Source organism: Novosphingobium sp. FW305-C-111, from assembly GCF_058783565.1.
This window is the reverse complement of the sequence record NZ_JBYSYP010000009.1, coordinates 40,597-56,261: the sequence shown is the minus strand read 5'-3', so window position 1 is coordinate 56,261 and position 15,665 is coordinate 40,597. Positions and strand designations below refer to the sequence as shown.

The following is a 15,665-nucleotide window of genomic DNA, read 5'->3' as shown; positions in this document are numbered from 1 at the left end:
GAAGGACGGTCCTTCGACAGGCTCAGGACGGACGGGATAAAACTGCTCGGTCATTTCAAAGTCCCGTTAGGTTCTGGAGCTGCAGGATCGGCAGCAGGATCGCAAGGATGATGGTCGCCACCATTCCGCCCATGACGATGATGATCGCCGGCTCGAGCAGCGCCATGGCGGCGGCGGTGAAGCTTTCGAACTCGCGTTCGAGATAGTCGGCGGCGCGTTCCAGCATGGTGCCGAGTTGCCCCGCAGCTTCGCCGCTGGCGGCCAGGTAGACCAGCAGAGGCGGGAACGTCCCCGCATCGCGCAGCGCCGATGACAGCGAGCCGCCGGCGCGGACCTTCTCGACGATCTCCTCGAGCGCGCGGCGCTGGACGGTGTTGGAAATCGTGCGGGTGGCCAGTCGCAGCCCGTCCACGAGCGGCAGCCGGCCTTCGATCATCGTCGCCAGCGTCCGGGCAAGGCCTGCCGCGTGGACGTCGCGCACCAGTCGGCCGATGAACGGCAGGCGCAGGATCGCGCTGTCCACCCGGTACCGGAAGGAAGGCTGCGACAGGCCGCGCACGAACAGCGCGATGCCGAGCGCCATGGCGGCAAGCACCGCCCACCACCACGCCGCGAGGAACTGCGACACGCCGATCACGATCCGGGTCAGCAGCGGCAGCTGCGCAGCGGCATTGTCGAACTGTTCGACCACGCGCGGCACGACCGAGACCATCAGCCCCGTCACCACCGCGATCGCCACGAACGACAACACCACCGGATAGGCGAGCGCGGCGAGGATCTTGCCGCGGACCTGGCCCTGCTTCTCGAGCAGGTCGGCCAGCCGGTTGGCGATCGTCGGCAGGCTGCCGGAATTCTCGCCTGCGGCGATCATCGCCCGGTAGACCGGCGGAAAGCTGGGCTCCTCGCGGCGCATCGCCTCGGCCAGCGGCAGACCTTCGACCAGCCCGGCGTGGACGGTCGAGAGAATCGCCCGGGCGCGCGGCTTCTCGGTCTGGCGGGAGATGGTCCGCAGCGCCTCTTCCAGGGGGCTGACCATCATCAGCGAGGCAAGCTGGCGGGTCAACAGCGCGAGCTGCTTCTTCGAAAGCTTCGGCGCGAACAGGGCAAGGCCGCTGGTGGTCACCGCGGCCCGGCGGGCGCTGGCGGCCGCGTCGGCCGAAAGGGTGAGCACGTGCCAGTCGCGCGCCGCGAGCTTTTCCGCCGCGCCGCGCTCGTCCGCCGCCTCGATCGCGCCGCGACGCTCGTTGCCCCTGGGATCGACCGCGAGATAGGCGAAGCGCGCCATCAGCTGTCCTCGCGCCGCAGGATGCGTGCGGCTTCCTCGGGGCTGGTCACCCCGTCCTTGACCATTCGGCGCACGGATTTTGCGAGGTTGGGCGTCTCGGCAAAGGCGTGGCGGGCGATGCCGGCCTCGTCGGCCGCGTCATGGATCTGCTGGCGGACGGTTTCGTCCACCCGCAGCGCCTCGAACACCCCGACCCGGCCGTCATAGCCGGTCTGGGCGCATTCGCCGCACCCCTTCGGACCCCAGACTTCGCGGCCGGCCTTGATTTTGAGCACCTCGGCCAGCCCGGCATCGAGCGGGCGCGGCGCACGGCAAAGCGGGCACAGCCGCCGCACCAGCCGCTGGGCGATCACCGCGCGCAACGTGGAAGCGAGCAGGAACGGCTCCACCCCCATGTCGCGCATCCGGGTAATCGCGCCGGGGGCGTCGTTGGTGTGGACGGTGGACAGCACGAGGTGTCCGGTGAGCGAGGCCTGCACGGCAATGTCGGCGGTCTCGCGGTCGCGGATTTCGCCGACCATGACCACATCGGGATCCTGTCGCAGGATCGCCCTGAGCCCCGCGGCGAAGGTCAGCCCGACCTTCGAATTGACCTGCGTCTGCCCGACCCCGTCGACCGCGTATTCGACCGGATCCTCGACCGTGAGGATATTGCGCTGCCCGTCATTGAGCCCGCGCAGCGCGGCATAGAGCGTGGTGGTCTTGCCCGAGCCGGTGGGCCCGGTGACGAGCACGATGCCGTTGGGCTCGGCCAGCGCGCGGCGCAGGATCGCCTCGCTGCGCGGATCCATGCCCAGTTGCGCGAGGTCGAGTCCGGCGTTCTCCTTGTCGAGCAGCCGCATCACCACCCGCTCGCCCGCCCGGCTCGGCAGGGTCGAAACGCGCACGTCGACCAGCTTGCCGGCCAGCGACAGGCTGATCCGACCGTCCTGCGGCACGCGGCGTTCGGCGATGTCGAGGCGGGCCATGACCTTGATCCGGCTGACCAGCACCGGAGCGACGTGCGGCGGCATCCGCAGCTTTTCGGCGAGCACGCCGTCCACCCGCATCCGCACGACCAGCGCCTGCTCGTAAGGTTCGACGTGGATGTCGGATACGCCCTGCCGCACCGCTTCGGCGATCAGGCCGTTGATCAGGCGGATCGCCGGAGCGTCGTCGGCGCTGTCGAGCAGGTCCTCAGCGGTGGGCAAGCCGATCGCGAGGGGATCGTCGCCGGCGATCCCCATGTCGCCGGAGATACCTGTCGCGCCATCGACGGCGTAGGCATCGCCCAGCACGCGTTCGAAGGTTGCGGCATCGACCCTTTCCAGCACCAGCGGCCGGCCGAGCATCCGGCGCAGGTCGAGCAGAACCAGCGGGTCCGCGCCTTCGCGCAGCGCGACGTTGAAGCCCGCCTCGGTCTCCGCGCCGACGACCACGCCGTTGTCGCGGGCGAAGGGATAGCCGACCGCCGGGGTGGCAGGCGCAAGCACGACTGACGCGGCATCGACCAGCGCGACGTCGTCGGCCAGCGGGATGTCTTCGCTCTGCGCCGCAGTGCTCATCGGCCTACTTGCCTGCGTCGCTCGGCGGGAGTTCGGCCGAAGGGATCGCCGCGGGAGCCTCGCGCGGGGCGATGATCGTGTCGCCCGGCTGGACCCCGCCCGCGACCGGCGCGACCGGCAGGGGCGCACCGATGTAGTCGAGGATCAGGTCGTCGATCGTCGGCTCGGCCTTGGGATCGAAGCCGACCTGCGCCTCGCGGATGATCCCATAGCGGCGCGCGGTGAGCGCCTGGCGATCGGCCTGGCTGCGCAGGATCGTCGGGCGGATGAAGACCATCAGGTTGGTTTTCACGTGGCTCTTGCCCCGCGACTTGAACAGTTCGCCCAGCACCGGAATGTCGCCGAGCAGCGGGATTTTCTGGATCGTCCGCCGCTCGTTGTCGTCGAGCAGGCCGCCCAGCACCACGATCTCGCCGCTCTTCACGGTCACCGTGGTCTTGATCTCGCGCTTGTTGATGATGAGCTCGGAAAAGTTCTTCGAAACCGGCCCCGCGATCGACGACACTTCCTGCCTGAGATCCAGCCGCACCTCGTCGCCGGCGTTGATCTGCGGCGTGACGTCGAGCTCGATGCCCACGTTCTGGCGCTGGATCGTGCGGAAGGCGTTGTCGAAGTTGCCCGACAGCGCCTCTCCGGTCGAGACCGGGATCTCCTGCCCGAACAGGATCGAGGCGGGGACATTGTTGTTCGTCGTGATGTGCGGGGTCGAAAGGATGTTCGAGTTCGAATCCGCCTGCACCGCGTTGATCAGCACGCCGAGGAAGCGGTTGTTGCCAAGGTCCGCAGCGAACCCGCCGAACCCGCCGCGGCTGGCGAGGATCGCCTGCGCCGCATTTTCGCGCAGGGTGTCTGACACACCGGAGTTGGTCGTGGTCGTGACCGTGCTGCCGTTGATGACGGTCGTCGTCTGGTCGAACTTGTCGGCAAGGATGCCGCCCGCGACGTCAAGGATGTTCGGGCTGATGTTGGAGAAGTTGGTCGCCGCGAACGGGATGTCCTTGCCGCCGAGCAGGAACTGGACGCCCAGCTCCTTGGCGACATTGTCGCTGATCTCGACGATGATCGCCTCGACCAGCACCTGGTCCTGGCGGATATCGAGCTGGCGGACGAGCTCGGTCAGGCGGCGCTGCTCGTCGGCCGGGGCGGCGATGATGATCGCGTTCGCGCCGGGATAGCGGGTGATGGTCGCCTTGCCGCGGCCGCCCGACAGTTCGATCGGGCCGGAGCCCATCCCGCCCTGCGGCGCGCTCGATGAAGCGGCGGCCGCGTTGGCGGCGGCCCCGGTCGTCGCGTTGCCTGAGGTGCCCGAACTGGTCCCGCCGGTTCCGCCCAGCGAGATCGGCGCGGGCGAGCCGGATGCGACCAGAGCCCCGCCCTGCCCGCCGACCAGCCGCTCCAGCACCGGAACGAGCTGTGCCGCGTCGGCATAATCGAGCCAGACGACCTTGATCTCCCCGCCCATCGCCGCGCGGGCATCGAGTTGGCGGGCCATCGCGGCGAGCTTGGCGATGGTCTCGCGGTCGCCGCGCATCAGCACGGCGTTCGAGCTGTCCACGGCGACGACCGAAGCGAGGTTGCGGCCGCCTTCCCCGCCCTGCGGCACGAGCTGCGACAGCGCGGTGGCGATCTCGCGCGCGCCGGCATGTTCGAGCATCACCGTCTGCGTCGAATCGCTCGTGCCGCGGTCGATCTGGACGAGCAGCTGGCGAATCCGCGCCATGTTGTCGGCGTAATCGACCACGACCAGCGAGTTGCCCGCCTTGTTGCCGGTGATCGAGCCTTCGCGGCTGACCAGCGGGCGCAGCGTTTCGACCGCCGAGGCCGCGTCAATGGTCTTGAGGCGGAATACCTCGGTGATCATCTGGTTGCGCGCCGCGCCCTTGCTGCCGATCCTGCTCGGCTGGGTCGCCGCGCCGTCGGCCGGCTGGATGCGGAACGCGCCGTTGCCGGTCGGCACCGCGACGAGGCCGTTGGCGCGCAAGGTCGAGAGAAACACCTCGAAATACTCGCTTCGGCTAAGCGGACGGTCGGAGACGACCGAGATCTTCCCCTGCACCCGGCCATCGACGATGAACGTCCGGCCCGTCACCTGTGCGGCATCGGCGACGAAGGCCCGCACATCGGCCTCGCGCACATTGAGCGTGTACTGCGCCATCGCGATGTCCGGCGCGACCAGCAGGAACGCCGAGAGCGCCAGGGTAAGGGATTTCATGCGGGGAGATTTCATCAGGGCGCCAGCGTAATCGCGAGGGGAAGGGTCTGGTCGCCGCGCTTGACGGTGACCGCGATGGAAGATCCGGGCCGCAGCTGGCTGGCCAGCGCGGCGCCGTCACCCGCTCCGGTCACCGGCTTGCCGCCGACCGTGACGATGACGTCGCCCGCCTGGAAGCCTGCTGCGCGGAAGGAATTGCCGTCGCCGGCCGGCTGGACCTCCAGCCCGCTGACCTTGCCGCCTTCGGCGCGCGGCGCGAACGAGATGCCGCTTCGCACAGCATCGACGGTGAGAGGCCCGGTCGGCGCACTGCCGCCGGCAGCGGGCGGCGCGGCCGCAACCAGGGCGCTCGCGCTCGGCGCAGCCTTGGACTGGTCGATATAGAGAAGCTCGCGCGCGCCGTTGCGCGACAGGGTGACGTGATCGAACGCGACCTCGGCAAGGGTCACGCCGGGCATGACCTCGGCCCCCACGAGCACCACGTTCTGCACGCCGTCCGCGCCCGCAATGATCGCGCTGCCCTGCCCGCCGGGGGTGGAACGCGTTCCGAACAACGTCAACGCGAGCGAAGTCACCGCCGCATTGCCCGAAGCCGCGGCAGGAATGCCGCCGGCCTGGCGGTTGAACGGGTCGAGCGAGGCAAACAAGGCAGCCCGTGCCGGCGCCGGCATCGTCCGCACCGAGGCCGGACGCCAGGCACCAAGCGGCGAGACCGGCGTCACCAAGGCCCAGAGGATTGCGGCGGCCAGACCCGTGATGGTCGCAGCCAGCGCCCACCACAGGACGGCGTGCAGAGACGGCACAGTCAAGCGCCTGTCTGCAAACGCAAAATTGCCTCGCGCGAATCGCACCCGGGCGCGCCCTCCTCCGGTCGAAAGCCATAGCGCGCCAGGCCGGAAACGCCAAAGGCCGCAGGGCTCCCCAAGCAGGGAAATGCTACCGAATTACGACAAGGCCGCGCGAACTATTTCTGGATGGAGGCGACGACCGCCGCCTCAAGCTCCTGGCAGGCGCCCCAGTCCTCGCCGAACTGCTCCTGGAAACCCGGGTTGTTCGCGGGATCGGCGAGCTTGAGGAAGAACCCGGTGGCCATCTCGGTGATGTCCTTGAGCACCGCCTCCTGGCCGCCTTCATGGCCATAGCTGGCCTGATTGAGCCACATGTCGGCGAAGGCGGACAGCGTGTCGGCGCGGTCCTGGTCCTCCTTGGACACGTTGCCCTCGTCAGACGTCAGGGCAATGGCGAGCGCGGTGTCGATCGACGCGCACTTTACCGCGTCGTCGTAAGTCACCTCGACCTTGCCGGCCACCGCGGGATCGGCGGCACCGGCGGTGCCGGGAACCGCCAGCAAGGCAAAGATGCCAGCTACGGACAGGAACGTCTTCATCTTGCTTCTCCCGTCGGCCAGTTCAGGATTCCGCCTGGAACAGGACGGCCTCGTAAGTCAGGCATTCGATCATGTCGGCTCCGATGATGCCCATGATCTCGTCTTCGCCCGAGGCGGAGGCCATCTTCGTCAGCAAGGTCGTGCCGCGCGTGGTGATGTCGTCAGCCACGGCGTTTTCGTCGCCGGGCGCCTGGGCCAGGGCGAGAATCGTCCACTTCTGGGCGTTGTCGTTCATTTCCTTGGCCGATGCCTTGTCTTCTTCCGACGGCGTGCCGTCCTCGAAGATCACCGCCATGACCGTATCGATCGCAGCGCACTTCGCCGACTGGTCATAGGTCGGAACGTCGGCATCGGCGGCCGCAGTCACTTGCGGAATGGCCACAAACGCGGCGGCGGCGGCAAGCAGTGATGCAATCTTCTTCATGGTCAGGTCCCAAACCCCGTCGATGCGGCACCCCTGCCGCGTTAGCCCCTCGAACGCCTTGTCTATGAAATGGAACGGCCTGTCGATGCCATTTGTCACAGTGGCAGTTCAGTCTGTGCGCCGGATTCGGTCATTTCCGGTCCGGGACCGGTGTCATCGAGCGCCGAGAGGGTCAGCCCCATCAAGCGCACCGGCTGCGGCAAGGGCAGCACCGAATCGAGCAAGTCCCTTCCGAGCCGCGCAAAAGTTGCCTTGTCTGCCACCGGCTGCGGCGATGACCGGGCCCGGGTGAGTGTCTGGAAGTCGTGGTAGCGCAGCTTGAGCGTAACGGTCCGCCCCTGCGCGCCCGAACGTTCGATCCGCTCCCAGACGATGTCGATGATCCGCTCGAGCGCATCGCGCAGCGCGGGACCGGTCGAGATATCCCGATCGAAGGTGCGCTCCCCGCCAACCGACTTGCGCGGACGGTCGGCGCGGACGCGGCGCAGGTCGATGCCGCGAGCCGCGCGATACAGGTAGTCGGCCATGCTCCCGAAATGGGCGCGCAGGAACGCGATGTCCTTTGCAGCCAGGTCCGCTCCCGTGTGGATGCCCAGCGCCGCCATCTTCTCCGCACCCCGCGGCCCTACCCCGTGAAAGCGCTTGACCGGCAGCGACTGGACAAACGCGGCGCCCTCCCCCGGCCTGATGAGGCACAGTCCGTCGGGCTTGTTCTGGTCGCTGGCCAGCTTGGCGAGAAGCTTGTTGTACGAAACCCCCGCGCTGGCAGTCAGGCCGGTCTCGGCACGGATCCGGGTGCGGATCAGTTCGGCGATGCGGGTTGCCGAACCGATTCCGCGGATGTCATCGGTCACGTCAAGATAGGCCTCGTCGAGCGACAGCGGCTCGACGTGGGGGGTGTAATCGAGGAAAATCGCGCGGATCTGCTGCGACACCGCCTTGTAGACGTCGAACCGCGGCTTGCGGAAAATGAGGTCGGGGCACAGCCGCACCGCCTTGGCAGACGCCATGGCCGAACGCACCCCGAACCGCCGCGCTTCGTAGCTGGCGGCCGCGACCACGCCACGTTCGGAAGAGCCGCCGACAGCGACCGGCCTTCCGCGGATCGCCGGATCGTCGCGCTGTTCCACGCTGGCGAAGAAGGCGTCCATGTCGACGTGGATGACCTTGCGCAGGCCATCGCCGCTCTCCTCGTCGTCCTGTTCGCCGTGCGGGGTTTCCATCGGGCCAGCAGTGCCTATATAGCTGTTTACCGCAGTGCAGCATGGACCTGCACCGATCCCGCCACCTTCGCGAAACGTTTTCGACAATGACTGCGCCTGCCGCTCCTGCCCAGCCCCATTTCGCCATGAGCCGGTTCGAGTTCGTGGCGATGATGGCGATGCTGATGGCGCTGCAGGCGCTGGCGATCGATTCCATGCTGCCGGCTCTGGGCGAGATTGCGCACGACCTCGGCGTGAGCGATCCGAATCATCGACAGCTTGTCGTCGGTCTTTACCTACTTGCCGCAGGCGTTTTTTCGCTTGTGCCGGGAACGCTCGCAGATCGCTTCGGACGGCGACCGATCGTTCTGGGCGGCCTGGCGATCTACGTGGTGTTTGCGCTCGCCTGCGCTTTCGCGCCGGGCTTCAAGGCGCTTCTGGCGATGCGAGTGCTGCAGGCGGTCGGCTCGTCTGCGCTGGCGGTGGTGCCGAGCGCGATCGTCCGCGACCGCTTCTCCGGCGATGCGATGGCCAAGCTCAACTCGACGGTCGCGATGATGTTCATGGTCGTCCCCGTGCTCGCGCCGACGATGGGCCAAGCGGTGCTCGGCGTGGCCGGCTGGCCGTGGATCTTCGCCGTCCTTGGAATCATGGGGACGCTGATGGCCGGCTGGGTCGGCCTGCGCCTGCCCGAGACCTTGACGCCGGACGCGCCGCGCAGCGCCGGCTTTGGCGAACTAGTCCGCAACATGGGGACTGCGCTGACCAACCGGGAATCGATTGGCTATGTCCTCGGCGGAGCGCTGGTGATGGGCGGTACCTTCAGCTTCATCAACAGCGCCGAGCAGCTGATCTCCGAGCATTTCGGCATGGGCGACGCGTTCCCGCTGGTCTTCGCCGCCTGCGCGGCGACGATGATCATTTCGAACCTCACCAATTCACATATCGTCGAGCGGTTCGGAGCGCGGCGGGTCTCGCACACTGCACTGCTCGCCTACATCGGCGTGGCGGCGCTGCAGGTCGTTTTCGCGCTCGATCCGCACCAGACGATCTGGCAGTTCCTGCCAGTCATGGCCGCGAACATGTGCCTGCTCGGATTCCTTGGCGCGAACTTCGGGTCGATCTCGCTCCAGCCATTCACCCGGATTGCCGGTGCCGCAGCATCGGTCCAGGCATTCCTGAAGATGGTGCTCAGTGCGCTTCTCGGGATGTTGGTGGGCCAGCTTTACGACGGAACGGCCCGTCCGCTGGCCTTTGCGTTGCTCACCTTCGCGGTTCTTTCGCTGGGCTGCGTGCTGTTTTCCGAGCGGGGCCGCCTGTTCCGCCGCGTCTGGCCGCGCGGGGTTCCGCGCCCCGCTCACTAGGGCAAGGTGCGCCAGGCGAGGTCTGCGAATTCGCAGAGCAGCTTGCGGGTGTCGCGCGGATCGATGATGTCCTCGATCCCGAAGCGCTCTGCGGTCCGAAACGGCGAGCGCACGCGGTTCAGCCGCTCGCGAATCCCGGCGAGGTGGGCGTCATAGTCCTCGGCGGCTTCCAGCTCCGACTTGTAGGCGACCTCGATCCCGCCCTCGATCGGCAGGCTGCCCCAGTCGCCCGAGGGCCAGGCGAAGCGGTACTGGAACGCGTCGGCGTTCGACATCGCACTCCCGGCGATGCCATAGGCGCGGCGGATGACGATCGAGGCAAGCGGCACAGTCGCCCGGTAGATCGCGTTCATCGCGTTGACGCCGTACCGGATCGTGCCGGACGCTTCGGCCGCGTGGCCGATCATGAAGCCCGGATTGTCGACGAGGTGGACGATCGGCAGGCGGAACTGGTCAGCGAGCTTGACGAACCGCTCCACCTTCTCGCTGGTCCGCGCCTCCCACGATCCGCCGAGGAAGCTGGGATCGCTGGCGAGCAGTGCCACCGGCCACCCGTCGAGCCGGGCGAACGCGGTGATCGCGGCGCGGCCCCACAGGCGGCCCATCTCGAACACCGAACCCTGATCGAACACGCCGTCGATGACCTTGCGCATCGAATAGACCCGCTTGGGGTCACGAGGGACGATCGAGACGAGGCCGTTTTCGCGCCGCTCCACCGGATCGCCGGCGAGCACCCGCGCTGCCGCTTCTCCGGCATGCGACGGCAAGTAGGACAGGAACCGCCGTGCGCGGGCAAAGGCCTCGAACTCGCTGGCGACCTCGTCGTCGACCACGCCGTTGCGGCAGTGGATCTCGGTTCCGCCGAGCCCTTCCTTGTCACGCTTCTCACCCAGCGCCTCGACGACCGCGGGCCCCGCCGCGAACAGCTGCGAGAGGCCCTTGACCATCACCGAGTAGTGGCTGGCGACGACCCGGGCGGCACCTAACCCGGCCGTAGGACCTAGAGAGAGCGCCACGACCGGGACCGTATCAAGGTTCCTGACGATATCGCCCCAGCCGTGGACCGCGGGAACATAGGTCGCGCCGATATCCTCGAGCGTCTTGACCGAACCGCCGCCGCCAGTGCCGTCGATCATCCGCAGCAGGGGCAGCTTGAAGGTGTGCGCCATCTGTTCGCACTGGACCATCTTGCGCCAGATCGAAGCATCCGCCGCGCCGCCGCGAACGGTGAAGTCGTCGGCGCTGGCAACCACCGGGCGGCCTTCGATGTTGGCGCGGCCGAAGATGAAGTTGGCCGGCGAGGCGTGGACGAGGTTGCCGTCCTCGTCATAGGTCCCCTTGCCCGCGATCTTGCCGATCTCGCGGAACGAGCCGGCATCGACCAGCCCGGCGATCCGGGCGCGGGCGTCCATCTTGCCGCGGCCATGCTGGCGGGCGACCTTCTCGGGCCCGCCCATTCCCTCGGCAAATTCCTGCCGCCGCCGCAGCTCCTCCAGTTCAGGCTCCCAGCTCACGCTTATTCTCCTCGGTATGACGCGAAGAGTGCCATGGTGGCGAAGCGCGGCAAGGAAATTCGTATTCGAGCCGTAACCAAGGAGGCGCAGCTATTGTCGCAGTGCAGCAAAACTGGTTTCGTGACGCTCATGCCTGCACGGAGTCCTGCCGAATGACCCAGTCGCTTCCGCCAGCTCCGAGCCGCGCCAAGATCGTCGATGTCCTGATGCACCGGATCGGCAAGGACGAGCTGACCGCGAAGCCGCACGACTGGTTTTCCGCGACCGCGCTCGCGGTCCGCGACCAGGTGATCGACCTGTGGATCGCCTCGACCCGCGCGACCCATGCGGCGGGCGCCAAGCGGGTCTATTACCTCAGCCTCGAGTTCCTCATCGGCCGCCTCCTGCGCGATGCGATCGCCAACCTCGGCATGGCCGAAGACCTTGGCGCTGCGCTGGCGGATATGGGCGTCGATCTTGCCGCCATCGAGGAAATCGAACCTGACGCCGCGCTGGGCAATGGCGGCCTGGGCCGCCTCGCCGCCTGCTTCATGGAGAGCCTCGCGACGCTCGGCATCCCCGCATACGGCTATGGCATCCGCTATGTGAACGGCATGTTCCGCCAGCGGATCGACGACGGCTGGCAGGTCGAGCTTCCCGAAACCTGGCTGTCCCACGGCAATCCGTGGGAATTCGAACGGCGCGAGAGCGCCTACATGATCGGCTTCGGCGGCGAGGTCGTCGGCGAGGCCGACGGTGCTGTGCGCTGGATCCCCGGCGAGACGGTCGAGGCGATGGCCTATGACACCCCGGTCGTCGGCTGGCGGGGCAAGCGGGTCAACACCCTGCGGCTGTGGACCGCGCGGGCGATCGATCCGATCCGGCTCGACGCGTTCAACGCCGGCGACCACGTCGGCGCGATGACCGACCAGCTTCGCGCCGAGGCGCTGGTCCGGGTGCTTTATCCGGCCGATTCCAATGCCGCCGGGCAGGAACTGCGGCTGCGGCAGGAGTACTTCTTCTCCTCCGCCTCGATCCAGGACATCGTCCGCCGCCATATCCAGTACCACGGTGACCTGCGCACGCTGCCCGAGAAGGTCGCGATCCAGCTCAACGATACCCACCCGGCGGTCTCGGTCGCAGAGCTGATGCGCCTGCTCATCGACCACCACGGCTTCGACTTCGACGAGGCGTGGACGATCACCCAGGGCACGGTCTCCTACACCAACCACACCTTGCTGCCCGAGGCGCTGGAGAGCTGGCCGCTGCCGCTGTTCGAACGGATGCTGCCGCGCCACATGCAGCTGATCTACGCGATCAACGCCCGGGTGCTGCGCGCCGCGCGCAAGGAGAAGGGACTGCCGGAAGAGTCCATCTCCGCGATCTCGCTGATCGACGAGGGCGGCGAGCGGCGGGTGCGGATGGCGAACCTTGCCTTCGCCGGATCGCATTCGGTCAACGGCGTAGCCGCGCTCCACACCGACCTGATGAAGGAAACGGTGTTCCGCGACCTGCACGCGATGTTCCCGGAGCGGATCAACAACAAGACGAACGGGGTGACCCCGCGGCGGTGGCTGCAGCAGTGCAATCCTGGCCTGACCGCTGCGATCCGCGAGGCGATCGGCGACGCCTTCCTCGACGATACCGACCGGCTGGCGGACCTCAACGCCCATGCCGACGACGCCGCGTTCGGAGAGACGATCGCCGGGGTGAAGCGCGCCAATAAGGCGGCGCTCAGCAATCACCTGCGCGACATCGTCGGGATCAAGCTCGATCCCGACGCGCTGTTCGACGTCCAGATCAAGCGCATCCATGAGTACAAGCGCCAGCTGCTCAACCTGGTCGAGACCGTTGCGCTCTATGACCAGATCCGCAGCCATCCGGAGCGTGACTGGGTGCCGCGGGTCAAGATCTTCGGCGGCAAGGCCGCGCCGAGCTATCACAATGCCAAGCTGGTCATCAAACTGGCCAACGACATTGCCCGGCGGATCAATTCCGACCCATCGGTCGGCGGCATGCTCAAGGTCGTGTTCGTACCGAACTACAACGTCAGCTTGGCCGAGCGGATCATTCCGGCGGCGGACCTGTCCGAGCAGATCTCGACGGCCGGCATGGAAGCATCCGGCACCGGCAACATGAAGTTCGCGCTTAACGGCGCGCTCACCATCGGCACGCTTGACGGGGCCAACATCGAAATCCGCGACCGGGTGGGGGCCGATAACTTCGTGATGTTCGGGCTGACCGCGGAAGAGGTCGCCGCGCGCCGCGCCGAAGGCTACGACCCGCGTGCCGTGATCGAGGGCAACCGCGAACTCCAGCAGGCCCTCGCCGCGATAGCCACCGGGGTGTTCTCCCCCGACGATCCGCAGCGTTATGCCGGGCTGATGGGCGGCATCTATGACCACGACTGGTTCATGCTCACCGCCGACTTCGAATCGTATTGCGCCGCCCAGCGCGACGTCGATGCGCGGTGGAGCGACCGCGCGGGGTGGAACGCCGCCGCGATCCGGAACATCGCCAACGTCGGCTGGTTCAGTTCGGACCGAACCATTCGCGAATACGCGCGAGATATCTGGAAGGTCGCGTGAAGCCGCCCGCATCCGCCATCGACGCCTTGCTGGACGGCACCCACGCCGATCCCTTCTCACTGCTCGGGCTACACCAAGGTCCGGGCGGGACCTATGCGCGCGCCATCGTCCACGGGGCGGAGAACGTCACTGTCGAAACGCTGGACGGCAAGCCACTGGGCGACCTTTTGATGGTCGATCCGCGCGGGCTGTTCGAAGGTCCGGTCGAGGGCGAACCGCAGCCGGTGCGCCACGTCGCGCGCGCGGGCAAGCATCAGTGGACCGTGGCCGATCCCTACAGCTTCGGCCCGGTGCTGGGCCCGGTCGATGACCTGCTGATCGCGCAGGGCTCGCACTACCGCCTGTTCGACAAGCTCGGCGCCCACCGCATCGAGCACGAGGGCGCAACGGGCGTCCACTTTGCCGTATGGGCCCCCAATGCGCGGCTGGTCTCGGTGGTCGGCGATTTCAACGACTGGGACGGCGCCCGCCATCCGATGCGCCGCCGCGCCGACATCGGCGTCTGGGAAATCTTCGTTCCGGATATCGGCGCGTGGCGGGCCTACAAGTTCCGCATTGTCGCGCAGGACGGTTCGGTTCTGCCGCTGAAAGCCGATCCATACGCCTTCGCCGCAGAGCTGCGCCCCTCGACCGCCTCGCTCGTCGCCGCACCGGGCAAGCCCGATCCCTGGCACGACGAGGCGCACCGCGAGTTCTGGCGCAAGGCCGACCCCCGCCGCCAGCCGATCTCGATCTACGAGGTACATCCCGGCTCGTGGCAGCGCGATGAAAGCGGCTGGTTTCTCGGCTGGGACGCGCTGGCCGAGCGGCTGATCCCCTACGTCGTCGACATGGGCTTCACCCATCTCGAATTCATGCCGGTTTCCGAGCATCCCTATGACCCGAGCTGGGGCTACCAGACGACGGGCCTGTATGCGCCTTCCTCGCGCTTCGGCGATCCGGCGGCCTTCGCGCGATTCGTGGACGGCGCACACCAGGCGGGAATCGGCGTGCTGATCGACTGGGTCCCCGCCCATTTCCCCACCGACGAGCATGGCCTCGCCCGGTTCGACGGCACCGCGCTGTATGAGCACGAGGATCCCAAGCTGGGCTTCCACCCGGACTGGAACACCGCGATCTACAATTTCGGGCGGCGCGAAGTGTCGAGCTTCCTGATCAACAACGCGCTGTTCTGGGCCGAGCTCTACCATGTCGACGGGCTGCGCGTGGATGCGGTCGCCTCGATGCTCTACCGCGACTATTCGCGCGAGGCGGGCGAGTGGATTCCCAATGCCGACGGCGGGCGCGAGAACTGGGAAGCGGTCGCGTTCCTGCGCGACATGAACCGCGCGCTTTACGGCACCCACCCCGGGATCATGACGATCGCCGAGGAATCGACTGCCTGGCCCGGTGTCTCGCAGCCGGTCCACGAAGGCGGACTAGGCTTCGGGTTCAAGTGGAACATGGGCTTCATGCACGACACGCTGACGTACATGAGCCGCGATGCGATTCACCGCCAGCATCACCACGACGACATCACCTTCGGCCTGACCTACGCCTTCAGCGAGAACTTCGTCCTGCCGCTCAGCCACGACGAGGTGGTCCACGGCAAGGGCTCGCTGATCGAGAAGATGAGCGGCGACGAATGGCAGAAGTTCGCCTCGCTGCGCGCCTACTATGCGATGATGTGGGGTTATCCCGGCAAGAAGCTGCTGTTCATGGGGCAGGAGTTCGGCCAGCGCCGCGAATGGAGCGAGGAGCGCAGCCTCGATTGGGACTGCCTGCTCGACGACCGCCATCGCGGCCTGCGCCACCTCGTGCAGGACCTGAACCGAGCCTACCGCGAACGTCCCGCGCTCCATGCGCGCGACTGCGAGGGCGAGGGCTTTGAATGGCTCGTGGTCGACGACAAGGCGCGCTCGGTGTTCGCCTGGCTGCGCAAGGCGCCGGGCGAGAAGCCGGTGGCCGTGGTCAGCAACATGACGCCCGTGCCGCACGAAACCTATCGCCTGCCGCTGCCCCATGACGGAGCGTGGCAGGAGATCGTCAATACCGACGCCGGCGAATACGGCGGGTCGGGGAAAGGCAACATGGGCGTGGTCGTCGCGGCGGATGGAGGGGCGAATCTGGTCCTGCCGCCACTCGCGACAATCATGCTCGAATACCAAGGGCCGCAATAAGGGGATA

The 15,665-nt window shown here is 67.4% G+C and carries 11 protein-coding genes; 3 read left to right on the top strand and 8 right to left on the bottom strand.

Annotated features, from left to right (window positions below):
* Positions 1-55: 55 nt before the first annotated feature.
* The 7 genes from gspF to dinB form a co-directional block, all read right to left on the bottom strand.
* Entirely contained in the window at positions 56-1,285 is a 1,230-nt protein-coding gene (gspF, locus tag AC3WLD_RS11715; RefSeq protein ID WP_492557143.1) for a type II secretion system inner membrane protein GspF, read from the bottom strand.
* Entirely contained in the window at positions 1,285-2,829 is a 1,545-nt protein-coding gene (locus tag AC3WLD_RS11710; RefSeq protein ID WP_492557142.1) for a GspE/PulE family protein, read from the bottom strand. The genes gspF and AC3WLD_RS11710 overlap by 1 nt, the downstream gene beginning before the upstream one ends.
* Before the next feature lie 4 nt (positions 2,830-2,833).
* A complete protein-coding gene (gspD, locus tag AC3WLD_RS11705; protein WP_492557141.1) occupies positions 2,834-5,041 on the bottom strand; it encodes a type II secretion system secretin GspD in 2,208 nt (735 codons plus the stop codon).
* Positions 5,042-5,055: 14 nt separating this feature from the next.
* A complete protein-coding gene (locus tag AC3WLD_RS11700) occupies positions 5,056-5,844 on the bottom strand; it encodes a type II secretion system protein N (RefSeq protein WP_492557140.1) in 789 nt (262 codons plus the stop codon).
* Positions 5,845-6,005: 161 nt separating this feature from the next.
* Positions 6,006-6,428 (bottom strand): hypothetical protein, encoded by a 423-nt coding sequence (locus AC3WLD_RS11695; RefSeq protein WP_492557139.1) that lies wholly within the window; start codon positions 6,426-6,428, stop codon positions 6,006-6,008.
* Between the two features lie 22 nt (positions 6,429-6,450).
* Entirely contained in the window at positions 6,451-6,852 is a 402-nt protein-coding gene (locus AC3WLD_RS11690) for a hypothetical protein (RefSeq protein ID WP_492557138.1), read from the bottom strand.
* Between the two features lie 95 nt (positions 6,853-6,947).
* Entirely contained in the window at positions 6,948-8,075 is a 1,128-nt protein-coding gene (gene dinB / locus AC3WLD_RS11685; protein ID WP_492557137.1) for a DNA polymerase IV, read from the bottom strand.
* A gap of 86 nt (positions 8,076-8,161) precedes the next feature.
* On the opposite strand from dinB, the gene AC3WLD_RS11680 reads away from it, so the two are divergent.
* Positions 8,162-9,418, top strand: coding sequence for a multidrug effflux MFS transporter (locus AC3WLD_RS11680; protein ID WP_492557136.1), 1,257 nt, complete (start codon positions 8,162-8,164; stop codon positions 9,416-9,418).
* Here AC3WLD_RS11680 and AC3WLD_RS11675 read toward each other — a convergent pair.
* Entirely contained in the window at positions 9,415-10,932 is a 1,518-nt protein-coding gene (locus AC3WLD_RS11675) for an acyl-CoA carboxylase subunit beta (RefSeq protein ID WP_492557135.1), read from the bottom strand. The genes AC3WLD_RS11680 and AC3WLD_RS11675 overlap by 4 nt on opposite strands.
* A gap of 152 nt (positions 10,933-11,084) precedes the next feature.
* On the opposite strand from AC3WLD_RS11675, the gene AC3WLD_RS11670 reads away from it, so the two are divergent.
* Both AC3WLD_RS11670 and glgB read left to right on the top strand, forming a co-directional pair.
* Complete coding sequence (locus AC3WLD_RS11670; RefSeq protein WP_492557134.1) at positions 11,085-13,499, top strand: glycogen/starch/alpha-glucan phosphorylase; 2,415 nt, start codon at positions 11,085-11,087, stop codon at positions 13,497-13,499.
* Positions 13,496-15,658 carry a 1,4-alpha-glucan branching protein GlgB gene (gene glgB, locus AC3WLD_RS11665; protein WP_492557133.1) on the top strand — a complete coding sequence of 721 codons (2,163 nt, stop codon included), beginning with the start codon at positions 13,496-13,498 and terminating at the stop codon, positions 15,656-15,658. The genes AC3WLD_RS11670 and glgB overlap by 4 nt, the downstream gene beginning before the upstream one ends.
* The last annotated feature ends 7 nt before the right edge of the window (positions 15,659-15,665 follow it).